General features: G+C 44.5%; 29 protein-coding genes and 2 pseudogenes. 16 read left to right on the plus strand and 15 right to left on the minus strand.

Annotated elements, in window-relative coordinates:
• Positions 1-10 precede the first annotated feature (10 nt).
• Genes B9G69_RS12350 through B9G69_RS12360 form a run of 3 tightly spaced genes read right to left on the minus strand, consistent with a single transcriptional unit; the run spans position 11 to position 598 of the window.
• Positions 11-181, minus strand: a complete 171-nt coding sequence (locus tag B9G69_RS12350; protein WP_176400924.1) for a hypothetical protein — start codon at positions 179-181, stop codon at positions 11-13.
• Positions 182-240: 59 nt separating this feature from the next.
• Positions 241-405, minus strand: a complete 165-nt coding sequence (locus B9G69_RS12355; protein WP_176400923.1) for a hypothetical protein — start codon at positions 403-405, stop codon at positions 241-243.
• Positions 406-415: 10 nt separating this feature from the next.
• On the minus strand, positions 416-598 hold the full coding sequence (locus tag B9G69_RS12360) for a hypothetical protein (RefSeq protein WP_088614832.1): 183 nt from the start codon (positions 596-598) through the stop codon (positions 416-418).
• A gap of 684 nt (positions 599-1282) precedes the next feature.
• Here B9G69_RS12360 and B9G69_RS12365 point away from each other — a divergent pair.
• The 3 genes from B9G69_RS12365 to B9G69_RS12375 all read left to right on the plus strand — a co-directional run bounded on the left by B9G69_RS12365 (position 1283) and on the right by B9G69_RS12375 (position 2631).
• Entirely contained in the window at positions 1283-1636 is a 354-nt protein-coding gene (locus B9G69_RS12365) for a hypothetical protein (protein WP_088614831.1), read from the plus strand.
• Between the two features lie 150 nt (positions 1637-1786).
• Entirely contained in the window at positions 1787-2362 is a 576-nt protein-coding gene (locus tag B9G69_RS12370; protein WP_088614830.1) for a hypothetical protein, read from the plus strand.
• A gap of 83 nt (positions 2363-2445) precedes the next feature.
• Positions 2446-2631 carry a hypothetical protein gene (locus B9G69_RS12375; protein WP_088614829.1) on the plus strand — a complete coding sequence of 62 codons (186 nt, stop codon included), beginning with the start codon at positions 2446-2448 and terminating at the stop codon, positions 2629-2631.
• Here B9G69_RS12375 and B9G69_RS12380 read toward each other — a convergent pair.
• Positions 2628-3545 carry a LysR family transcriptional regulator gene (locus B9G69_RS12380; protein ID WP_265437771.1) on the minus strand — a complete coding sequence of 306 codons (918 nt, stop codon included), beginning with the start codon at positions 3543-3545 and terminating at the stop codon, positions 2628-2630. The genes B9G69_RS12375 and B9G69_RS12380 overlap by 4 nt on opposite strands.
• Positions 3546-3654: 109 nt before the next feature.
• Here B9G69_RS12380 and B9G69_RS12385 point away from each other — a divergent pair, with 109 nt between their 5' ends.
• A complete protein-coding gene (locus tag B9G69_RS12385; protein ID WP_254916801.1) occupies positions 3655-4422 on the plus strand; it encodes a type 1 glutamine amidotransferase domain-containing protein in 768 nt (255 codons plus the stop codon).
• 12 nt (positions 4423-4434) lie between these two features.
• A pseudogene (locus B9G69_RS12390) lies at positions 4435-5533 on the plus strand (NADH:flavin oxidoreductase/NADH oxidase).
• Between the two features lie 59 nt (positions 5534-5592).
• Here the strand turns inward: B9G69_RS12390 and gstA are convergent.
• Both gstA and B9G69_RS12400 read right to left on the minus strand, forming a co-directional pair.
• Positions 5593-6201 carry a glutathione transferase GstA gene (gene gstA / locus B9G69_RS12395; RefSeq protein ID WP_088614827.1) on the minus strand — a complete coding sequence of 203 codons (609 nt, stop codon included), beginning with the start codon at positions 6199-6201 and terminating at the stop codon, positions 5593-5595.
• Positions 6202-6283: 82 nt separating this feature from the next.
• A complete protein-coding gene (locus B9G69_RS12400) occupies positions 6284-6844 on the minus strand; it encodes a TetR/AcrR family transcriptional regulator (protein ID WP_088614826.1) in 561 nt (186 codons plus the stop codon).
• Between the two features lie 93 nt (positions 6845-6937).
• On the opposite strand from B9G69_RS12400, the gene B9G69_RS12405 reads away from it, so the two are divergent.
• From B9G69_RS12405 to B9G69_RS12425, 5 genes are read left to right on the plus strand one after another with little or no spacing between them, the layout of a single operon-like run.
• Positions 6938-7516, plus strand: coding sequence for a lipocalin family protein (locus B9G69_RS12405; protein WP_088614825.1), 579 nt, complete (start codon positions 6938-6940; stop codon positions 7514-7516).
• Positions 7516-8496: a polyprenyl synthetase family protein gene (locus B9G69_RS12410; RefSeq protein ID WP_088614824.1), complete on the plus strand. Its 981-nt coding sequence runs from the start codon at positions 7516-7518 to the stop codon at positions 8494-8496. The genes B9G69_RS12405 and B9G69_RS12410 overlap by 1 nt, the downstream gene beginning before the upstream one ends.
• Positions 8486-9976, plus strand: a complete 1491-nt coding sequence (locus B9G69_RS12415) for a phytoene desaturase (RefSeq protein WP_088614823.1) — start codon at positions 8486-8488, stop codon at positions 9974-9976. The genes B9G69_RS12410 and B9G69_RS12415 overlap by 11 nt, the downstream gene beginning before the upstream one ends.
• A complete protein-coding gene (locus B9G69_RS12420; protein WP_088614822.1) occupies positions 9969-10865 on the plus strand; it encodes a phytoene/squalene synthase family protein in 897 nt (298 codons plus the stop codon). Before B9G69_RS12415 ends, B9G69_RS12420 begins: the two co-directional genes overlap by 8 nt.
• Positions 10862-11443, plus strand: a complete 582-nt coding sequence (locus B9G69_RS12425) for a hypothetical protein (protein WP_088614821.1) — start codon at positions 10862-10864, stop codon at positions 11441-11443. The genes B9G69_RS12420 and B9G69_RS12425 overlap by 4 nt, the downstream gene beginning before the upstream one ends.
• On the opposite strand, the gene B9G69_RS12430 is transcribed toward B9G69_RS12425, so the two are convergent.
• From B9G69_RS12430 to B9G69_RS12440, 3 genes are read right to left on the minus strand one after another with little or no spacing between them, the layout of a single operon-like run.
• The gene (locus B9G69_RS12430) at positions 11412-12158 is read right to left on the minus strand and encodes an ABC transporter permease (protein WP_088614820.1); all 747 of its coding nucleotides are present in this window, start codon (positions 12156-12158) and stop codon (positions 11412-11414) included. The genes B9G69_RS12425 and B9G69_RS12430 overlap by 32 nt on opposite strands.
• Complete coding sequence (locus tag B9G69_RS12435) at positions 12151-13005, minus strand: ABC transporter ATP-binding protein (protein ID WP_088614819.1); 855 nt, start codon at positions 13003-13005, stop codon at positions 12151-12153. Before B9G69_RS12435 ends, B9G69_RS12430 begins: the two co-directional genes overlap by 8 nt.
• Positions 12995-13813: a sterol desaturase family protein gene (locus tag B9G69_RS12440; RefSeq protein WP_088614818.1), complete on the minus strand. Its 819-nt coding sequence runs from the start codon at positions 13811-13813 to the stop codon at positions 12995-12997. The genes B9G69_RS12435 and B9G69_RS12440 overlap by 11 nt, the downstream gene beginning before the upstream one ends.
• A 38-nt stretch (positions 13814-13851) precedes the next feature.
• Between B9G69_RS12440 and crtY the strand changes: the two genes are divergently transcribed.
• On the plus strand, positions 13852-14991 hold the full coding sequence (gene crtY / locus B9G69_RS12445) for a lycopene beta-cyclase CrtY (RefSeq protein ID WP_088614817.1): 1140 nt from the start codon (positions 13852-13854) through the stop codon (positions 14989-14991).
• On the opposite strand, the gene B9G69_RS12450 is transcribed toward crtY, so the two are convergent.
• The 3 genes and pseudogenes from B9G69_RS12450 to B9G69_RS12460 form a co-directional block, all read right to left on the minus strand.
• Entirely contained in the window at positions 14988-15266 is a 279-nt protein-coding gene (locus tag B9G69_RS12450) for a hypothetical protein (RefSeq protein ID WP_088614816.1), read from the minus strand. The genes crtY and B9G69_RS12450 overlap by 4 nt on opposite strands.
• An 87-nt stretch (positions 15267-15353) precedes the next feature.
• Positions 15354-15488 carry a hypothetical protein gene (locus tag B9G69_RS12455; protein WP_254916800.1) on the minus strand — a complete coding sequence of 45 codons (135 nt, stop codon included), beginning with the start codon at positions 15486-15488 and terminating at the stop codon, positions 15354-15356.
• 17 nt (positions 15489-15505) lie between these two features.
• Positions 15506-16039, minus strand: a pseudogene (locus B9G69_RS12460) (alpha/beta fold hydrolase); the annotation flags it as partial.
• A gap of 243 nt (positions 16040-16282) precedes the next feature.
• On the opposite strand from B9G69_RS12460, the gene B9G69_RS12465 reads away from it, so the two are divergent.
• The gene (locus B9G69_RS12465) at positions 16283-16813 is read left to right on the plus strand and encodes a hemerythrin domain-containing protein (protein ID WP_176400922.1); all 531 of its coding nucleotides are present in this window, start codon (positions 16283-16285) and stop codon (positions 16811-16813) included.
• A 1-nt stretch (position 16814) separates the two neighbouring features.
• Here the strand turns inward: B9G69_RS12465 and B9G69_RS12470 are convergent, their stop codons facing one another.
• On the minus strand, positions 16815-17492 hold the full coding sequence (locus B9G69_RS12470) for a JmjC domain-containing protein (protein WP_265437772.1): 678 nt from the start codon (positions 17490-17492) through the stop codon (positions 16815-16817).
• A 145-nt stretch (positions 17493-17637) separates the two neighbouring features.
• On the opposite strand from B9G69_RS12470, the gene B9G69_RS12475 reads away from it, so the two are divergent.
• Together B9G69_RS12475 and B9G69_RS12480 are read left to right on the plus strand one after the other, a co-directional pair.
• Positions 17638-17898, plus strand: a complete 261-nt coding sequence (locus B9G69_RS12475; RefSeq protein WP_088614813.1) for a hypothetical protein — start codon at positions 17638-17640, stop codon at positions 17896-17898.
• Positions 17899-17908: 10 nt separating this feature from the next.
• Complete coding sequence (locus B9G69_RS12480; protein ID WP_088614812.1) at positions 17909-18241, plus strand: hypothetical protein; 333 nt, start codon at positions 17909-17911, stop codon at positions 18239-18241.
• Here B9G69_RS12480 and B9G69_RS12485 read toward each other — a convergent pair.
• Positions 18238-19533 carry a cytochrome P450 gene (locus tag B9G69_RS12485; protein WP_088614811.1) on the minus strand — a complete coding sequence of 432 codons (1296 nt, stop codon included), beginning with the start codon at positions 19531-19533 and terminating at the stop codon, positions 18238-18240. The genes B9G69_RS12480 and B9G69_RS12485 overlap by 4 nt on opposite strands.
• 181 nt (positions 19534-19714) lie before the next feature.
• On the opposite strand from B9G69_RS12485, the gene B9G69_RS12490 reads away from it, so the two are divergent.
• Entirely contained in the window at positions 19715-19846 is a 132-nt protein-coding gene (locus tag B9G69_RS12490) for a hypothetical protein (RefSeq protein WP_254916799.1), read from the plus strand.
• 243 nt (positions 19847-20089) lie between these two features.
• Entirely contained in the window at positions 20090-20986 is an 897-nt protein-coding gene (locus B9G69_RS12495; protein ID WP_088614810.1) for a manganese catalase family protein, read from the plus strand.
• A gap of 68 nt (positions 20987-21054) precedes the next feature.
• Here B9G69_RS12495 and B9G69_RS12500 read toward each other — a convergent pair whose 3' ends face one another.
• Positions 21055-21597: a hypothetical protein gene (locus tag B9G69_RS12500; RefSeq protein ID WP_088614809.1), complete on the minus strand. Its 543-nt coding sequence runs from the start codon at positions 21595-21597 to the stop codon at positions 21055-21057.
• Positions 21598-21605: the final 8 nt, after the last annotated feature.

A 21605-nucleotide genomic window follows, 5' to 3' on the forward strand; every position in this document is an offset into this window, starting at 1 on the left:
TTGGCGGGCTTTACGATTTGTGCTCTTTACGAACGCCTTTGAAAGGCGTTTTGTCTTCTTTTTGGTCGATGAATTTGCCGCTTTCATCTCGTTTTGTGAAATCCTCATTGCGGGGATTTTCAACTTGGGAACGATGCTTGACGGCTCCTCTGCGAAAATTCTTGCCAGTATTTGTTGCCATAATCTTCTTCCATTAAGGAAAAAAGGAAGGGTGTGAGGCCTTCCTTTTTTTAGAGAGAGTTATTCTTCATCTTCCATGGACGAAGAAGAGCTTCTGTTGGAGCTTCCAGAGCGTGAAGAGGAACCTTTATTAGAAGAGCCTCTGCGATTGCTGGAAGAGCTTGATTTCGAACTGCTGCCGGATTGTTTTGATGATCCCGAGCGAGATCCGCCTGAATTTTTCATACGATCCTCCTTATTCACCTTGATTCATGCCGCTGCGTTGGCCTTGGTTTTGATTTTGATTAGAAGATTGTTGGTTGCCTTGGCCAGTTTGAGACGAAGATTTATTGCCGCCTTGTTGCTGGTTCCAATTTTCCTGACCTGTTTTTTGGCCCTGTTGTTGTTTGCCAGATTGATTGCTTTGTTGGTTAGCCATAAAGACCTCCTTGTTATGCCTTGTTCGGGCAGTCTCAGCGTACGACTGAGCAGAGGTGGGCACCAGAGAGAATGTCGTGATTATGAACAGATTCACGACGAACTTCGAGTCATATCCTAGGATTCTCGGAACAAACAAATCATTTTAGGTTGTCTTTTTTTGATAACACTGCAAGGTCGCTGCGTGAAAATACAAAAAACAACGGGAAGGCGTTGAACCTTCCCGTTGAATAGCTACTCATCATCATGGTTGTGTGAGGAGTTTTTAGGAGAGTTCCTTTCCGAACTCTTTGTGGGAATGTTCCTTTGTTCGTTGTGAATTATTGAATTCATAGTGTTCATAGAATTCATTGCGGAACTATTTTTATTCGATGAATTTGAGCGTTTCATGTTCGTTTTGGAGTTCATTGAGTGTTTCATAAATTAAACCTCCATGGTTTAAGGCCGCACTGGCAGCCTTATACTAAATCCGTTTTCGGCAAGTGGATAAAAATAATTCTGGGCGTGGCGATCTCGAGACATTTATGCGCCAGTTATGGAAGAAGTTTTGAACTGGTAACTCGAAGTGGGATGGTTCTATGATGAATTTGTAAGATGCGTATTCAGTTGCTGCATCGCAAAGGCTCTGGTCGAATCAAGACCTTTCTGAAATCATCTTCGTACGAGTAAAATTTTAAGGGGATCTATGAAAGCGTTATTTTCTTCTGTCGTGATTTTTCTGGCTGCTTCAACTTCTTTGGCGTCGGGTGTTTACCGCTGTCCTATCATCTCAGGGGACCTCGCAGGTGCGGATGCGGTGACGATCATCGAGGACTGCCGGGACTCTTTGACGATGAAAATCACGGGCCGGGGAGAGACCCTGGCAACGAAGGTTGTTAAGTATGATTTCCAGAATTCCAACCCAGAAGTGATGATGTTTAAATCCGATGACCGTAAGACCTTCGTTTCTGTAGAAAAAGATTATGTCGGTTTAAAGGTGCAGGTGTCCGACATGAACTACATCGTCAGATCGAACTATTGCCAGCAGGTGGGATGGTAGTCCCAGAGTGACGAAAAGCGCTGTCTAAAGTTTGAACAAGTGGGAAAGCATTGCAAAGCCTCAGGGTGACCCCTGGGGCTTTTTTCATTCTGTGGTATAAGTTACACGTCTTGTTTCTCTAACTAATTGTCGGAGTGGTCTGTGAATACAATGAAATCTATTTTTTCAGTGATGATCGTAGCACTAGCAGTTGTCGGCTGTAATTCAAGTTCCGGTGGCGGCGGAGGTCCTGCTCCCGCCAATGAAGTTTATCCGCAAGGAACAGTTATCGGACCTTATGAGCCGGGCCAAGGTCCCCAAAATGGTCAATACGGTCAGTCCATTCAGCCTGGCACTTACGACGCAGAAATCCGTTGCGACAACCATGCACGCATCACGGATGTGGCAATCGAGTTCTCGTTAAGACAAGACGGTGGTTATACACAAAGCATTTTTAATGTCGAAGACCGCTGCTGGCAAAACTGCACGATGATTGGTGAAGGTACTTATTCTGCGACTGCAAATAGCATTACCTTCAATCAAACGCGTTTGGTGAACGAAGCAGGTGGCATGTTGCAAGGTCCTCGTAATAACATTTTGCAAATGGATATGTCAGCACCCGCACCTCGTCCAAGAAGAGGCAAACCGTCGACAAAAACTATTGTTCTTAGAGACAATGGCACGGAAAACGTTTGTGGTGGTCCCTTCAGCATGATCTTGAAAAAACAATCAGTTCGTCGCCACTAATTGCCAGTGTTGATTGGCACTTTTGCGCGATTTTATAAACATTGATTTAAACTAAGGGCGTCCCTAACAGGAGGCCCTTTTTTATGTCTAAATTCCAATCTCAAAAACAGTCACAAGAAAAAGCAGAGAAATCAACGGTTCAGCCCGCAGGTAAACAGTCCCCAAAACAGCCGGAGCCCCGCCAAATCAATCAGGCGATCCGTGATAACGAGGCCCTAAACTATGAAGACCAAGATCATCAACAATACGGGCGGTCTTTAAAGCACTAGCTAGTCCTTGAAATCTTGGCCAACTCACTCTTGATGACGTTTCTGAACCACAAGCGCAGGGGATCTTTGTGAGTGCGTGAATGCCACACCATGCGCATGTTTATGGCCGGCATGGGATAAGGCGAGGGTTGAACTTGGATCGGGAAGTATTCAGCATATTTATTTAAAAGCAGGGTGGGAGCCGTCAGCACGAGGTCGGACTGGGACAGGGTGAAAGCTAAACCCGTAAAACTGTAAGAGCCAAAAACAATCTTTCGTGGCTTTCTTTTTTCTCCGGCCTTCTTGGTTAAGTCGTCTTTGAAATCCCCTTGCAGAGTGATCAAGGCGTGCTCTAATTCAGAATACTGTGCCGGCTTTATTTCGCCTTGTATCAGAGGGTGCTTTTTTCGGTAAGCGGTTGAAAAGGTGTCTTCTAAAACTTTGGTTTCATAAAAGCCCTCAGGCAGATTTTTATAAAATCCCGCGATCGCCATATCAAAGACTCCGCTTTCTAATTCGGTTTTTGGAAAATCTCCCCGCGTGGGGCGGATGGAAATTTGTAAATGAGGCGCTTCTGTTTTTAAGCGTTTTAGAATGGCTGGCATAACTAAAATCTCAATATAGTCAGAGGTCGCAATCGTAATGCGATCGCTGATCTTTAATGGATCAAACTTTTCGTTTTCTAGGGAAAGATTCAAGGCTTTATGTACCAGATCTTCAATCTGAGGGCGGAGACGTTTGGCTGTTTCGGTCAGAGTCATACCTTTAGAGGCCCGTACGAAGAGAGGGTCATTGAAGTGCTCTCGGAGTTTTTTCAGTCCATGGCTAATCGCAGATTGGGTCACGCTTAACTCTTGCGCGGTTTTTGAAACATTCAAAGTGCGATACAGACTTTCGACAACAACTAAAAGATTTAAATCCAAGGGCTTTTTCATAGGAACCTCTGATATGAGTATAATCGATAGCTTATATGAAAACAATGAATTGGATTTATGAGGATCTGAGTGGCAGCGTATTACCTATAAATAGATCACGGAGGCTTCAATGCTTAAAACGATAAATGCTTTAATTATGGGATGGGTTCTAACTGCGAGTTTTGCTGAGGCAAAGACAAAGAGGTCAGATGTGGAAAATCGTGCGCTCATTGTTATTTCGAGTCATAGTCAATTAGGTGAGACAGGAAAGCCCACTGGCTGGTATCTTTCTGAAGTCACCCATGTTTATTATCCTCTGGCAGCCGCTGGCTATCAGGTTGATTTCGCGAGTCCCCAAGGCGGAGCCGCTCCCATGGATCCAGGCAGTCGTGAAATTAAAGACGAGGACAATAAAAAATTTCTGGCAGATCCAGGTTTGATGAAGCAAGTTCAAGAAACTTTGCCTTTGTCGAAAGTGGACCCAAAAAAATATCGCCTGGTTCACTTTGCGGGCGGTCACGGTGCCATGTGGGATTTTCCTAATAATAAAGACATCAGTCGCGTTGCTGCTGCAATTTATGAAAATGACGGAATTGTATCAGCAGTCTGTCATGGGCCTGCAGCTTTGGTCGACATCAAGCTTTCAAATGGTGAGTACTTAATCAAAGGCAAACGTGTGAACGGCTTCACCAACGCGGAGGAGTCAGAAGTAGGCTTAACGAAAGTCGTGCCATTCTTGTTGGCATCAAAGCTTCAAGAGCGTGGAGCTAATTACGAGGGCGGAAAAAACTGGGAAGACAAAGTCGTTGTCGACGGTCGTTTAGTGACTGGACAAAATCCACAGAGCGCTCACAGTGTGGGACGTAAAGTGGTGGAGCTTCTGCAGTCTAAAAAATAGGAGTTCTGGAAAATGTCAGATTTATTCAGTGAATTTAAGTTGAAGGACGTGACATTAAGGAACCGCATTGCGGTTCCTCCGATGTGTCAGTACATGGCCACGGAAGGTGTGGCGAATGATTGGCATTTAGCCCATTACACATCTTTGGCCCGTGGTGGGGCAGGGTTGGTTATCGTTGAAGCGACAGGGGTCGCACCCGAAGGTCGTATCACCCCTGCGTGTTTAGGGCTTTGGAACGAGACTCAAATGCAAGCCCTTAGAAAAATAGCTTCAGGTATCAAAGCGGGCGGAGCTGTTCCGGGTATCCAAATTGCCCATGCTGGCAGAAAAGCCAGTGCTCATCTTCCGTGGCAAGGTGATGATCACATTGCTGCAGACGATGCTCGTGGCTGGCAAACCATTTCTCCATCCGCATTGGCGTATGGGGCAAATTTGCCTAAAGTGCCGAAAGAAATGACCCATGAGGATATCCTCAGAGTGCAAAATGATTTTGTGAGTGCAGCAAAGCGTGCCGTGGAGGCGGGTTTTGAATGGCTAGAACTGCACTTTGCGCATGGCTATTTGGCCCAAAGTTTTTTCTCTGTGCATTCGAATCATCGTACGGACGAATATGGTGGCAGTGCTGAAAACCGTGGAAAATTCCTCCGCGAAACGCTCGCGGCCGTTCGTAAAGTATGGCCAGCCCATCTGCCTTTGACGGCACGGTTCGGTGTGATTGAGTTTGATGGCAGGGACGAGGAAACATTGTCTGAATCCATTGCCTTGATAAAGCAGTTTCGTGAAATCGGTCTTGATATGGTGAATGTCAGTATGAACTTCTGCACGCCCACGGCAACAATTCCGTGGGCGTGCAGCGTTCCTGGCGCCGTTTGCAGAACGTGTTCGTCGCGAAACTGGATTGCCTGTTGCAACTGCGTGGGGTGTGGATACTCCCATGTTGGCTGATAAAACCGTGCGTGAAAATCAGTTAGATGTCGTGATGATAGGTAAAGCGCATCTGGCAAATCCACATTGGGTTTATCAGGCAGCGCTAGAACTTAAGAAGGAAACGCCTTCTTGGGTTCTGCCAGCTCCTTATGCCCATTGGCTGGAGCGATATACAAATAAATAAAAAAAAGCCCAGGAGTTTATGCCTGGGCTTTTTAAGTAACATCTCTTTGCAAGTCAAAACTAAAGGCGGATGCCTTCAGCAGCAACAGCTTCTTTAACCGTTGGACGCTCTGACATATTGCCCATGAACTTTTGCAGGTTTGTGTGGTTAGAGATATCTACACCCACCAAGCCCGTCCAACGAAGAACATTGTAAGCATAAGCATCTGCCACAGAAAACTCATTGCCCAAAATGTAGGGAGTTTGCGACAAGTGATTGTCCAAAACAGCTAAGCGCAATCCCACCTTAGCTTTGATTTGCTCTTTCGTTTCTTCGTTCATCACAGCGCCACCGAACAGTGATCCTAAACCTTTGTGGATTTCAGTCGCGATAAAGTTTAGCCACTCCATTGCTTTATAACGTTCCATCGTTCCAAATTTTGGAAGAAGATTTTTTTCTGGAACTTGATCAGCGATCCACTGCAAGATCACCGCACCCTCAGTCATCATATGACCGTTTGGAAGTTGAAGTGCGGGGATATAACCTTTTGGATTGATTTTTTTGTAGTCGCCGCCAGCGTATTCTTTCGCTTTAAGGTCTACTTTAACAAGTTCGAAATTTAAACCGGCTTCACGAAGTGCAATTTGCGAAGCAAGTGCGCACGCGCCTGGAGAGTAAAACAAATTCATAGAAACTCCTTGATGAGGAGCCGTAATGTAACAATAAAAGGCACATTAGTAAAGATGGAAATCAGTCGCTCCGCAATAATTGCTAGGCCTCAGGGGATTTTAGAATCCCACGCATCATCATTTCGATGAAATCTTCGACGATGTTTTTGGGATCCGTGTACCCTTGCTTTGTTGCCAGACTCATCCCATTTAGCAAAGAGATATAGATTCCCACTAAACGCGTCAGCTCAAAAGCCTTAATCTTGTCGGAAGATTGTGCCATCGTTTCGCGGAGGGGGGCAAAAATCGATGTAGAAACTAACTGCATGACTGTTTGCTTTGCAAGAGGACTCAAGTGGGGCATGTCCATTTGAGAGATCAGGGACATATTCATCGGCGGCTGCAAAATGTACCAGTGTGCAAATGACTTTAAGAATGTTTCCAAATCAGCACAATTCTGTTTCATCGCTTGAACTTGCTCGCGGTACTGATCCAATCTGTTGCGTAAGACTTCGACATAGATTTCCTCTTTGCCGCCTGGGAAGTGATAGTACAAAGATGCTGGTTTGATTTGCATGCTGTCAGCAATCTCTTGAAGAGATGTGCCTTTGTAGCCATTGTTGAAAAACATTTTTTCCGCACTATCAATAATTTGTGTTTTCAAGGGACCTCGCAAAGTTACCTAACGATTATCGAATAAATTAGGTGGATAGCAATTCTAAAGATTCATAGAGTATGTAAACTTTTAGGAGATTGAATGAGAAGCTTAACGGCATTACTAATTTTCTTAGGGTTTTCAATATTTAGCTCGTTTTCCTACGCCGACGTTAAAACTGTTTCTAAGGTAGATCTGACTCGATACATCGGAAAATGGTACGAAATCGCCTCCATCCCACACTCATTTCAAAAGCAATGTGTGGGGGGCGTCACAGCGGAATATAAAGATCTTGGCAACGGGAGAGTCGAAGTAGTTAACAGTTGTGAAACCAAAGACGGTTCCCGCTCTGTTTCTGAAGGCCAAGCCAAAGTGGTTAACACGGATTCAAATGCTGAACTGAAGGTCACCTTCGTTAAACTTTTCGGATGGATTTACGCTTTTGGCGGCGACTACTGGATTATCGATTTGGATAAAGACTATCGTTACGCCGTGGTTGGCCATCCGACGCGTAAGTACGGTTGGATTTTGTCTCGCACACCTCAACTGGATTCTGGCGATTTAAAAAACATCACTCAAAATTTGAAAGATCAAGGCTACGATTTGTGCAGTCTTATGATGACAGTTCAAGCGGGCGGAGTCACTTCGCGCAGTCCACTTTGCGAATACATGAAACAATAATGCAGTACATGCAGGAAAAAATCTTTTTGGATAAATTGGACGCCGTCTCTCAGGTTTGGAAAGATTCTTTGTTTGGTCCTGTAGAGGAATTTCTTGCCAGACCTCGGAAGGATTTTCGCAGCGATTTGGTTCGCATTGGTTTCGGACTTCATCAAAGGGAGCCCGCCACGATGGAACAGTCGATGTCGTTGAATATTATTTGTGACGTTTTGGAATGGATTCATTCTGGCTCTTTAATTATCGATGACATACAAGATGATAGTGTGCAGAGGAGGGGCTCAGCAACGATCCATCGACTCTATGGAATGCCGAAAGCTCTCAATGCAGGGAACTGGATGTATTTTAAAGCTTTAGAAAGCATTCATCGTCTGCCGATAACAATGGAGTGTCAGCTGCGACTTTTGCAGTGTGCTCATAACGTCATGGCAAAAGCCCATCAAGGACAAGCCTTGGACCTTGGGGTTGATTTGATGACGGCCAATAAAGATGACATTCCTCATCTGGTTGAATCCAGTCACCTTATGAAAAGTGGGGCTTTGGTGGCGCTAGCACTTCAACTGGGAGCTTTAATCGCGAATCCTTCTGTGGATCTTTCCCGTTTAGATCACTTAGGTGCTGAATTGGGGGCCTCGTTGCAAAGGTTTGATGACCTGGGGAACCTCCGCTTTCAAAGTGAAGATCCGAAATCCCTTGAAGATTTCAAACTGCGTCGCCCGTCGTGGTTGTGGTCCATTGTTGCGGAAAGCAGTGATGAATTAATTTGGCAGAAATTTAAAATGGCCGTGACGGCTTTGCCGGATGAATCCGCACTTTTTAACTTTTTTGAAGAAACAAATTTTAAAAGCAAGGCCTTGCTTAAAGCACTGGATTTGCATTCTCGTCTGACTCTTGACTTTGAAAAATATGAAACAGATCGGTTCAATCCTTCGGCACTGAAGGAATTGCTTAAGCTAACGGAGAAAATTTCTCATGCGTACTAAAAAAAGAATTGCAGTTATTGGAAGTGGGTTCGGCGGACTGAGCGCTGCCATTCGTTTGCAGGCAGCTGGTTTTCACGTGCGTATATTCGAAAAACGCGACATGCCTGGAGGCCGCGCTTATGTTTACAGGGACAAAGGCTTTACCTTTGATGCGGGACCCACGGTCATCACCGCTCCTGAATGTTTAGAAGAGCTTTTTGCCCTTAAAGGTAAAAAAATGTCTGACTATGTCGAAATGATGCCCGTTATGCCGTTTTACCGATTGCTCTGGGATGATGGTTATAAATTCGATTACAGCAATGACGTGAAATCCCTGGAAGGTCAGATTGAAAAAAAATCTTCTGCCGACCTGCAAGGCTATCGCAAATTTTTGAAATACTCCGAGGAGGTTTTTAACGAAGGCTATACCAAGCTTGCCGCTAAGCCTTTTCTTAATATTTGGAGCATGGTGAAAGTGGCTCCACAGTTGGTAAAACTGGAAGCGTACCGCAGTGTTTACGATGTCGTTTCAAAATTTATTAAGGACGAGCATCTTCGCCAGGCATTCTCTTTTCATTCCCTGTTGGTCGGGGGAAATCCTTTTAGTACATCGTCCATTTATACGTTGATTCATTTCTTGGAAAGGAACTGGGGCGTCTATTTTCCCAAAGGGGGAACAGGTGCTCTGGTTCGGGCGATGGTCAAATATTTTGAAGAGATGGGTGGGGAAATCGTCTATCAAAAGGAGATTGACCAGATTTTATCCTCTCACGGGGAAGTTTGCGGGATTCGTGCCCGTGACGGAGAGATATGGGATTGTTGTGCCGTGGTCAGCAATGGTGATGTGGTTCACACCTACAAGGATTTATTAAAGAACGAACCCCTGGTTCAAAAACGCGCCAAAGAAATTCAAAATAAGAGTTTCAGCATGAGTTTGTTTTTGATTTATTTCGGAACGAAACGCAAGTATCCGCACCTGGCCCATCATAATGTTCTTTTTGGTCCTCGCTATAAGGAACTTTTGGAGGACATCTTTCAAAAAGGCTCCTTGCCTGATGATTTTTCATTGTATCTGCATGTTCCAAGTTTGACGGACGCTTCCTTAGCACCGGAAGGTCACGAATGTTTTTATGTTCTGGCTCCCGTGGCACACTTAGGAAAAATGAATATCGATTGGAAAAAAGAGGGACCGATTTTTGCCGATAAGATTTTGCGTTATATGGAAGAGAAATACATGCCCGGGCTGCGAGAAAATATCGTGACGCAAAGAATTTTCACACCTGAAGACTTTGTGACTGAACTGAATTCTTATCATGGGTCTGCGTTTTCTTTGGAACCGAAGCTTACACAAAGTGCTTTTTTCAGACAGCACAATAAAGATTCTAAGCTAAAGGGCCTCTATTTTGTAGGTGCTGGAACGCATCCGGGGGCAGGAGTGCCGGGTGTAGTGAACTCCGCCAAGGCGACTGCGGGTCTGGTCATCGAGGATATTAATGTCTGAAATAAAAAGACATCATGAGGCAATTCGCAAAGGCTCTAAAAGTTTTGCGGCAGCGTCGTTGTTTTTTTCGAAAGATCAAAAGCAGTCGGCGTGGAGATTGTACAGTTGGTGTCGTTATTGTGATGACAGGATTGATGAAGTCCCTGCGCAAACGGCTATCGCTCGCTTGCAGGACTTACGTGTACAACTGAATGAAAAGCGAAATTCACAGGTTTTCGCTTTCCAAGGTTTGGCACAAGTGATCCAAAATCATGAGATTCCCGGTGCATATCCCTTGTATTTGTTGCGGGGGATGGAAATGGATGTTCAAGGGCGACGTTATCAAACATTGAGTGATCTGGAAGAATATTGTTTCTGCGTTGCTGGTGTCGTCGGCTTGATGATGTGCCACGTGATGGGAGTTTATTCTGATCAAGCTTTGAAACATGCGGTGGCACTTGGAAATGCCATGCAGCTGACGAATATTTGTCGAGACATTGCAGAGGACGCTCATCGAGGCCGCGTCTATTTGCCTTTGGAATGGTTGCTCGAGTATGATGTGCCGGTGGATGATTTATTAAACCCCGCTCATCGCGAAAGTCTTAAGCTTGTTCAAGATCGACTTTTGAACCGGGCTCAGGAATTATACTCCGTTGGTTATGAAGGACTTCGTTATTTAAGTTTTCGCTCTGCATGGGCGGTCTTGATTGCGGGTTTTGTATATAGTCAAATCGGAGCGAAAATTAAAAAATCCAAGTCCCGTGGACTGGATCAGCGTGTGTATGTCACGAGCTTTGAAAAATTAATTTTAGTTACTAAGGCAACAGCGACGTTGCTGTTAATGCGAATTCGCGCCAAGGTGAGCACAGATTCTTTGCGAATTCCGCAGACCACCTGGAGGTTTGAGTGAACACAAGTTTTTTATATGAGACGTGGATTTATGCCAGCCGCGTGAGGGAATTTTCCTTAAAAGACTGGATCGTTTATATTCTGTGGGTCGGTATGATGTACGGTCTGTTTGCCGTGGTCGCCGCATTTATTGGCGTCGGATACACTCACGGTGTTCAATACCCAGCCTATGTATATAACATTCCTGTGGGAATATTTATTTTTTCGACCGCAATCGCATTCGATACAATCGGTCACCGAACTGTCTATAAAGAATTTCTGCAAAAGGCGGAGGCCTTGGTTCACCACATAACTATTTTTGCAGGAATTACCAGTGTGATCGTTTTATGCCTTGCTTATCACTTTCCAGTTTTTCTTAGAATTCCAGCTCTGGTGTTGGTAAGTCTTAGCATCGTTTATTCCTTGATCGATGAAGGATTGCATTGGTATCGCTATTTGGCTCAACATTCAGATCGTGTCGAAATGTGGAGCCACTTTTTTATTTTCGTCGGTCACTTGATAATGATTCTGGCTTGGTGGCAGTGGTACAGTGAGGGCTATCCTGGTGTTAACGAAACTCTTGCGCTTGGTATTTTTTAAAATAAAAAATCGCAAAAATTAAAAAGACCGCCGTGTAGGCGGTAAGTCCCCAAATATTTTCTGAATTCAGAGGGGTTTTCAAAAGACTGGCCCAGACAAATTCACCGAAAAAGCGAGTCGGTAAATATTTTGAAATTTCCTGGATACTGGCAGGAAGTGCTTGGGGTGGCATCCAAAGACCACCCGCAAAAGAAAGTGGAAGGTAAACCAAATTTGCCAGCGGCACAATGGATTTTGAATTCGCTGCGTAGCCAAGTCCCGCACCAAATAAAGCAAATGGAATGGCACCCAAGGCAAGAGCCGCCATAAAACTCCACCCCGAAATATCGGAATAATTCAAGGGAGTGCTGATTAAAGCGACGGCGGTCACAGCTAAAACCGATAGACCAGCTATAAAAAAGCTGTTCAAAATTCTAGGGATCAATCGCAAAGAATCGGGAAGCGGCAGCACGCTGAGGTAATTCGACCAAGGCGTATTTTTTTCCTGGGCGATGCCTATGGAAAATTGAAACAGGACGACGCCTAAGACGGCAAAGCAAGAAAAAGATCCCACCAAAAGGAGGGCTGCATCCGAAGTCTTGGCATTCGGAACTCCAAAGAACCAAAAAAACATGGCAGGGAAAATAAGTGTGGAGACGACATACATCGGCTGTCGAAAATGCTCAAGCAACTGAGTGTAAATGTGAATCCTTAATAGGCGCAAATAATTAACCATGATGTGCCTTGCGTATCTTTATGAAAGCTTCTTCCAGAGAAGCAGATGTGATCTCAAGATCTTCAAAGGTAAATCCCTTACCCATCAATTCATATAAAAGCTGCTCCGCATGTTCAGTTAACACATAATAAAATCCGTCTTCGAATTTAGTCTCTAAAATATGTGTGGAAATGGGGGGCTTGTCGGATCGGAAGCGTAAGGTCTTTACTTTCAAGCTGCGAGTGATAGACGCGACTTCGCCTTCTTGCAGAACCTGACCGTGATCAATGATGATCACTCGATCGGCAATTTGCGAGACTTCGTTAAGGTCATGGGTTGATAGTAATACGGCACCGCCTGCGCGGGAAAATTCTTGAATTTCTTTCCAAAGATTTATTCTTGATTCGACGTCCAGTCCTGTCGTCGGTTCATCCAAGATCAATAATTCAGGAGATCCTAGTAAAGCACAAGCTAAGGCTAAACGCCTTTTTTCTCCACCGCTAAGTCCACCCGTCAAAGAATGAAGAAACCCTTCAAGTTGAAAGCGATGTATGATTTCTGTGAGTTGCACAGGTTTTTCATAATGGGCCTGAACCAGCTTAAGAACTTCGATGACTTTAAGATGCAAAGGAAAGGAAAGTTCCTGAGCGACATATCCAACCTTTTCGCGGCCAGGTACTTTTAAAAGACCGTGGTCTGCTTGACGCAGACCTAGTAAGATTTTTAAAGTCGTACTTTTTCCAGCACCATTAGGTCCCAGCAGGGCCACGATCTCCGACGTAGAGATTTTAAAGCTGACATTTTCCAGAGCTTTGCGAGTGCCGTAGGATTTTCGCAATCCCTCTGCCGATAAAACTTCACGATTCAAGCTTTACTTCCGTGTTTTGCTGAAATTGTTTTTCATATTCTGGGTGCTGAGTTCCCAAGATATGATCCCAGAACGTATAGAATAAGCCAAAATTATATTTATAAAACCGATGATGACCTGCGTGATGGGTGCCAGAGATAAGCCACTTTCCAAAAATATTTTTGCCGGCACCTGCAGGCATGACCTCAAAGCCCAGATGATTGATGATTGCCGAAAGAGTCGCCATCGTCAGATATGCGATGATTACTAGAGGATGGAGTGGCAAGAACAGGGTGATCAGAGGTAAGGGGATTGCTTCTATCAGCGATTCAATGGGGTGAAAAGAGAACGACGCCCAGGGTGACGGGTGGAGTGAAGCATGATGGACGGCATGAAAGCGTTTGTAAGCCCACGGCGTGTGAAGCCAGCGGTGTGTCACATAAAAATAAAAATCGTGAAGGACTGATACTAAAAAACCACTTAACAGAAGGTATAACCAGCCATATTGATCTAGCTTTAGATAGATTTTACTCCAGCCCAGTTGCCAGAAGACACCCATCAGCACTCCAGCAAATCCGAAGATGATGGAGCTCACACTGGACCATTTTATCTCGTACAGCTGAATCTTTTTATCAGGGAGCTTTGGATAGATTTGTCGAGTCTCACTCCAGCTCCAGCGTCGACGATAAAACACCAGGTAAAACATAAATGTGGTGGCCAAATAGCGAAAAAGGACCACGCTGGTTATGGCCGCGACTGCTATCGCAAAGTTTTTGGGAATCAGGAGATCGAATGGAACGTAGGATTCGAACTTTTCAAAGTGATTCATATATTGATTGCTAACCCACGCTGAGATATTTGTAAAACATGTTCGATAAAGTTGATCATCTTGAGTTTGATTGCGTTATAGTTGGCGGCGGTTTGTCGGGTGGTTTGCTTTTGCACGGCCTTAAAGTTTTTCAGCCAGATTTGCAGGTTCTCTTAATAGAACGTGAACCCCAATTATCCTCCCATCAAACTTGGTGCTTCCATACGACGGATTTACCAGCTGATGCTCAGTGGCTCAGCACTGTCATTTCTAAAAAATGGTCGCGACAAAAAGTCGCCTTCCCTGATTACGAAAGATTTTTGAATCAGGAATATAACGCCATCAGGGCTCACGAGTTCGCGGCCTTTCTAACAAATAATTATTTTGAATCTATCCGTTTTAACTGTGAAGTTTTAGGCCTGGACGCTCAGCATGTGGTCTTAAAAGATGGATCGACAGTTCAATCCAAGATGGTGATTGATGCAAGAGGTTGGTCTCAGTCCGAAAATAAGAATCACGGCTATCAAAAGTTCGTGGGCTGGGACGTGACATTAACTAAACCTCACGGTTTGGATTATGCCTTCCTAAAAGATGTGCGTGTGCCACAAATTGATGGGTATCGGTTTTTTTATCTTTTACCTTGGACCGAGAAAAGCTTGCTGGTCGAAGACACGTATTATTCAAACTTCCCAGATTTAGATGCCGATGCTGTGGGGGAAAGAATTCAAGATTATCTGAATGAACAAGGATGGACGGTGGAGAGTATCGAGCGAAAAGAATCTGGATGTCTGCCTCTTCCATTTTTTGAGTCCCAAGCACGTCGCTCGGAGTATATCTGTCTGGGGGCGCGATCCGAATTATTTCACGCCGTCACTGGATATACGTTCCCGACGACGATCGCACGCATTGATTTATTGGTGAAAACTCCCCTGGAAAAATGGACGTCTGTTTTAGCACAGCACGATCAAAAAATCCGTTCACAGCTGAGATTTTTGCCTGCTCTAAATCGCATGCTCTTTTTGGCAGCCGCACCGGAGCAGCGCTATCAGGTTTTGCAACGATTTTACAAGTTGCCCGCGGACTTGGTCAGCCGATTTTATAAAGGAGAATTACAGATTTCTGATTGGGCACGAATCCTTGTCGGAAAACCACCTGTGGCAATCAGAAAAGCCATAAAAAGTTTGTTGGCGTCCCGTTAGTAGGGCCAGTAGTAATAAGATACTCCGCAAAGCAAAAGTCCGACAACCCACGTATAAAGCGTTGATGTCACAAACAAGGGATAGATCATAAGGCCAAGACCCACCATAACATTCGGCATGTGGGATTCTCGTCGGCCTTTACGGAACAACCATATGCCAATCAAACCAAAAATAGTTCCCGCAATCAAAGCTCCCACGCTGTAATCAAGTCCCAGGGACTGCATTGTTTCAAGGGGCGAGGGGATATTCGGGGGAGGCGTGTCGAATTCTTCCATGGGAATATTCTTTCAGAGAATAAAGGGGATCGCAAGATCCCCTTTAATATTTGCTGTGACCACCGTCGTCCACACGTCTGGTTTCTTTTAAAGACTGCAAGCGGCCGTCATATTCTCGGATCGACGCATTTCGATTTCTTGGGCAAATGCCAGTAAGTCTGCATTGATCATTTGCTTGTGGGTTGCAGGCAATGCGTGATCGCCGCCTTTATAAACTTTCACCTGGGCGTGAGGAACACTATCATTCCTTGGCTGACGTTATTACCAGGACGATTCGCTCCAAAGAAAGCAGTTGTAAACTCTTTGAAATATTGGGAACGATCGTTCATGACTCCGGCACGGATTCCGTCAAAAACCTCCATTGTCAGTCCGTGGGGATTTAAAAGTGATTTCATCATTCCTGGAGCCACCGCTCCAATTAAAACTGCGCCGGCAACTCGACTTGTGCCATAGCGCCCGATGTAGCGGGTGATTTCGCCACCACCCGTGGAGTGTCCGACAAAGATGGCGTTCTTAACATCCAGGTGTTCAAGCAGTTGGGAAAGGTCATCTGCATAGGTATCCATGTTGTTACCATCCCATGTCTGTTCTGACTTACCATGACCTCGGCGATCGTGAGAAATCACGCGGTAGCCTTTGCTGGCGAGGAACATCATTTGATCCTCCCAGGCGTCTGAATTCAAAGGCCAGCCGTGACTAAATACGAAAGGTTGTCCGTGACCTTGATCTTTATAAAATAATTTCGTTCCGTCGTTAGCGATAAATGTGTTCATAGCGTTCATCCTTTTTCTCTCGTTGTTTTTCAACGTTGTTGTTCATTGTTGATGAACTGAAGTTAGGGGAGGCTGACTCTAAAGAAAATTATTATATTTCTATGGACTCTATAGAAAAAGTTAATACAGTTCCCCAGATCCAGGTTGAGGTCATTGTCAGATGCTGTTTGTCTGTTATGTATGTTGACGAGTCCAATTGATAATTAATTGAGACTTCCTTAGGGTGACCGCATGGAGGTGTCGATGGAAATTTACGAATTGTTGAAAACCGATCACGATAAAGTTAAAGGCTTGCTGAATGAACTTTTAAGTCTTAGCGAAGATGATAGCGAGGGCCGCGAGCGTTTAGTCAAAGAGATTCGTGACGACTTAATTCCACATTCCCGTGCAGAAGAGTCCGTTTTCTATAATTCCCTGCGCACCGTTGACAGCGCTAAAGAAATCGCGATGCACGGATACAAGGACCACATGGAAGCGGAGACCTTGTTGCGCTTGCTTCAGTTGGAAGACAAAACCAATATGTCATGGAAAGCGACCGCTAAAAAATTGAAAGAAGCTTTAGAACATCACATCCAAGAAGAGGAAGGATTGATGTTTGAAAAGGCGCGCAACAATTTTAGTTCAGAAGAAGCTCAGATGATGGGAGCTGCATTTGAAAAGATGAAACCAGAAATTAAAGAAGAAGGTCTGATGGGAACGACATGGGATATGATCGCAAATCTTATGCCGCCAAGATTCTCAGACACTTTCCGTAAAAATCAAACTCACCGATAGACTATCTATAAACGGCGTGAGAGAGTTCAAAAGTGGGGCGGTCGAAAGAAAGCCCCACTGAAATATGATAGGACTGAGTTAAAGCCTTCGCTTTATGCCAATATCCAGCGGGAATATAAAGCCAATCGCCCGGGTGCAAAGTGCATTTGGTTTCATTCAAAAAATGCTCCTTGATCCAAACTTCTTTCTGGGAAATTCTGCGATCGGCAGCCATGGGCCAAAAGCTATTTTTGCGCAAAGTGAACTCTTTGACTCCTGAACTTTGCATGACAAACACATCTTCATAATCATAATGCCAATCTAAACCTTCATTTCCTTCGGGCGTCAGATAAAGCTCAACATCATAAGGACGGGGGTAGTGATGCAGAAAGTGTCCTGCTAGCTTTTTGAAAGTCGGGTGTGCGAGTTCCGCGTGGGGTATGATTAACGTCGCCCCTTGAGTGAGACCCTTACAGACAGAATCAGCGCAGAGAGGGTTGTGTTCGGTGATGACTTTTCCGTTTTTTGCTAAAAACGTTTTATCATACTGTGAATTGACGATTTCCATCGCCACAGACCAATTAAAAACATTTCTGATGTCTTGTGCGCAGGATGCTGCTGAGTAAGGCTTTTGCAGCAAGTAGTCGCAGTTGAATTCATTTAAAGTCATGGGTGCAATCATTTTATTAAGTAAATTCATTCGAGCCCTCGAGATTGAAATTTATCAAAAAAATATTTTTCAAAGGATTACGAATAGGTAGTGAATGATAATTAATTTAAGAATTTGAGTTTAAGGGATGAAAATAAAAGAGTGACGTAATGTTATTAAATCAAAAGAGGTTGAAATGAAATACGTGTTGTTTTGCGCACTGGTATCGATAGCGATGTCTGTGTCTGCGAATGAAGGGCACTCAGAAAAATCGGCTCGTTCAGGGTCTTCACCGGAGATGTACGAAAATCAGGCTCAAAAATCGCAAGGGAATCGTAAAAAAGGAAAAAAACAGAACCGTCCGGATCTGGAGCGTGGGGTGAATACGGGAACTCCGGAACAGGGAAGTGGAATGCCGAACAATATGGATAAAAATCTAAAGCCCGAAAACGAATAGCACGGATCGAATGATTGTTTTGGCGTGTCTTCAAATCGGATATTTTCTGATAACAGGTGTTTGGCCTTTAATTCATCGCAGGTCCTTTGAAGCAACCACGGGTCCGAAAGTGGACTGGTGGTTGGTGCAGATGGTGGGGCTTTTGACCGTTGTCATCGCGATCGTTCTTGTTTACGGCCTTCGTCAGGAAGATTACTTTCTGGTGCGTTTGATAGGAATGGCCAGTGCAGATGCTTTTATTATTATTGATCTAAGTTATGCTCTCAAAGGTCGAATTTCTAAAATCTACATTGCCGACGCGTTCATTCAGTTCCTATTCTGCCTGGGATATTTAATTCTTTAATGGTTCAGTAGTGACGAGAACTGCGTGCCGACGTTACCCGCTTGATTTTTCCAAGTAACGTCTTGCAATTTTATCGCATGAACTGGAAGTGGGGGCATTTCACTCAGTGCCAACCTTGGATCGGAAAGATCCATTTTGAACATAAGTCTGCGAGTAAAAAAATCAAGGGCCACTTTCATCAGCTCCACAGTGATAGCTTCGCCGGGACAGCGGTGACCTGTGCGATAATTACCACCACCTTGAGGGATAAAGTTTTCGATCTCCTGCCAAGGTATTTCGCGGAAACGTTCTGGATTAAAGGTCATGGATTGGTACCAGAAATCTTTATCGTGGTTGATGCCATAGACATCTAACATGACTCTTTGTCCTTGTGGAATAAAGTAACCATTGAAATACAAATCGCGTCTGCTGACCGCAGATACCGCAGGGAAGAATGGATAAAAACGGCGGACCTCTTGAACGAACAGATCTAGATATGAGGCTTCAGTTTGTAGCTTTTGGGCTTGTTCTGGATAAAAGGTGATTGCATGTAAACTAAAAATCATAAAAACGGAAATAGCCGTGATAGGACGAATCAAATTTAAAACCTCATCCGCCGCGTGAGGCACAGGCAAAAAGTTTCCTTGCGAGTCCTTGTACAGCGCGATTTTCTGCAAGGGCGTCGCCGCGGCTCCTAAATTTTGGCGACGTATATCGCGAACCATCTGACCAATCCATTTTCGTGATCTCCAACGTGCGAGACGAGATTTCATATGTTTGGCGATCGGCGAAGCTGCGTATTGAAACAGTGCACGCATATCAGCAGTTCTTTTTGGTTTTTCTTGTGCAGTTAAGGGAACACCGACCCACTCGCATCCAGAGATGACCAAAAGATCGAGAAGCTCTTGATAGACATCGATCTCCTTTTCATGTGACCAACTTGGAATTCGCGATGTCCAAGCGTCGTCGAAAAGATGCGAAAGATGTTGAACTTGTTCGGGTGTCATAAATGACATAAACAGTTCTTTGCGTTTCTTATGTTCTTCGCCGTCGGTCCCTTGAACGCCTCCTTTTCCCAGAAGTGTGGCGCGAACGGGTTCGGGCATAGCACCTTTGCGAATAAAGTTCTGAGGATCATAAAAGAATCTCACGGCTCCGGGCCCTGAGATGACCGTTGTTTTTTTCAGCATGAGACGTACGTCAACCGCTGGACTGTTATTTCTTCTGCAAACGGTTGAAATAAATTCGTAAGGGCGTGACATAAAATCCCATGTGCTATCAAAACGTTGTTCTCGAGGCGGGCGATTCTGCATGTCGTACTCCTTTTAAGAAGGAATAATGCCAAATGCTCCGTCATTTTTGAGAAAATAATGGATGCGCATGCTGAAACACACCAGCTTACGTGATCATGTTTTTTAAAAGCGTTTTAAAACTAGGTCTATAAAATCAATTTTGTTTCAGACACATTGGAGGCAACTTAAACCCGGAGGTTTTATGAAAAAAACGATTCTTGTTTCAATCGTGATCGCTTTAACCAATGTAAGTTTTGCCGCTGATAGTTCTCAGTACAGAACTGATCAACAAAGAAATACGACTGGTACCAGTTCAACTTCTCAAAAGTGGTAGCGGCAGTTCTTCCGATTCTGGTAGTGGTACAACTCGATAATCCATTTGAATATGTCTTAAAATTCATCCGTCACCTTAGATATTTTATGGCACTAAGGTGACGTCTTTTTTTCTAATCCAACGGCGTGAAGTCGCTCTGTAAATTATCAAATCCTAAAAATATAGACTTTAAAGAAACCATCTATGGCGTGATGGTAGCGGTAACTGATCAGGTGCAGACTGTCTGTTCAGAAGGAGGTTAAAATGTTTATGCATAATAAACGACTTATGTATACAGTAAGGGTTTCGGAACCAAATCCTGTGCTAGCGGGCATGATGTTAGAACAGTTCGGTGGTCCTCAAGGTGAGTTGGCGGCAGCTATGCGCTATTTCACTCAAGGACTTGCAGATGTCGATCCAAAGCGCAAAGACATGCTGATGGATATCGCGACCGAAGAACTGTCGCATCTTGAAGTGATTGGCAGCATTGTGTGTATGTTAAACGCCGGTGTGAAAGCAAAAGTCGCCGAAGGTCTTGAAGAGGGAATGCTTTTAAGAGAGTTAAACCAAGGTGGGGAAAGCCAAACGACGAGCTTGCTTTACGGCGGAGGAGCGGCGCTTGTGAACTCCGCGGGCGTACCTTGGACCGCAGCCTATATCGATACTATCACGGAGCCTACAGCCGATTTACGCTCGAACATCGCAGCAGAAGCCCGCGCTAAAATCGTCTATGAACGGTTGATAAATGTAACCGACGATCCTGGTATTAAAGATGCGTTGAAGTTTTTGATGACCCGTGAAGTGGCCCATCAAAAAGCCTTTGAAAAAGCCCTTTATGCAATCAAGGAAAATTTCCCTCCAGGAAAATTACCAGGAGAACCAGAGTTCTCGAACAAGTACTATGACTTGTCTCAAGGTGCGGGGAATGCTCGTGGACCTTGGAACGAAGGTGAACAATGGGAATTTGTGGAAGAGTATCAAGAAATGCAAGCGGTTGATGGCGGCGATGGTATGGCCAGTGTTGTCTTAGAACCTGAAGAGGAAGCCTTGGCAATGAATGTACAGAAACGTACAGAATCAAGTCTCAAAGATCCAACGACAGGTGCGGACCTAGGAGCTAAACGCGATGGTTCCGCTGGTAAAACAAAGTCTATACACTAGATGAAGGCGTACGCAGATGAGAGGGGAATACCCCTCCATTTGCATATTAGACCCTAGTTTCTATTTTTCTAAAATGGCGCATTTTCACATAAGGTTTTTAACTTTCCTTTTGTATTGGGGGCTAAATGTGCCGGAACCAGATGACTTGCGTTATCATAGGCCTCGCGAATGCCGACTCCGATTTGCAATTGTTCAAAAATATTGTGAGCAAATTGTCCCAGTTGCAGAGCATGGGATTCATTAAGTTGCTTACGCATCACAGGAATCAAAAAGGCCTGCTGATTTGATTGGTACAAATTTAGATGAGCGCAAATTCTAAGGAGTGTGTCGCTGGCGTCTTGACCTTCTTGATGTTGCAGGAGTTTTATACTGTTCAGAATATCGCGCTGGTGACTTAACGATGTTTCGGTGATTTCACTGTAGCTCATCGTGTTTAATAAAGGCAGATAAAAGGAAAGCTGTTCCACTTGAAATAGATCTTCCAAGTGGCGGTATAAGTCCTTGGTGAAGATCTTACGGCTGCTTTGGTCAGAGCTGACAAGCCTATTAATTAACTCTGCCTTTTGCGTCGTTTGCATATGTTGAGTTGAAATAAAATCAAAAATATTCATGTGCATCT

Source organism: Bdellovibrio sp. SKB1291214 (assembly GCF_002209355.2).
In the GTDB taxonomy this organism is placed as follows: Bacteria; Bdellovibrionota; Bdellovibrionia; order Bdellovibrionales; family Bdellovibrionaceae; genus Bdellovibrio.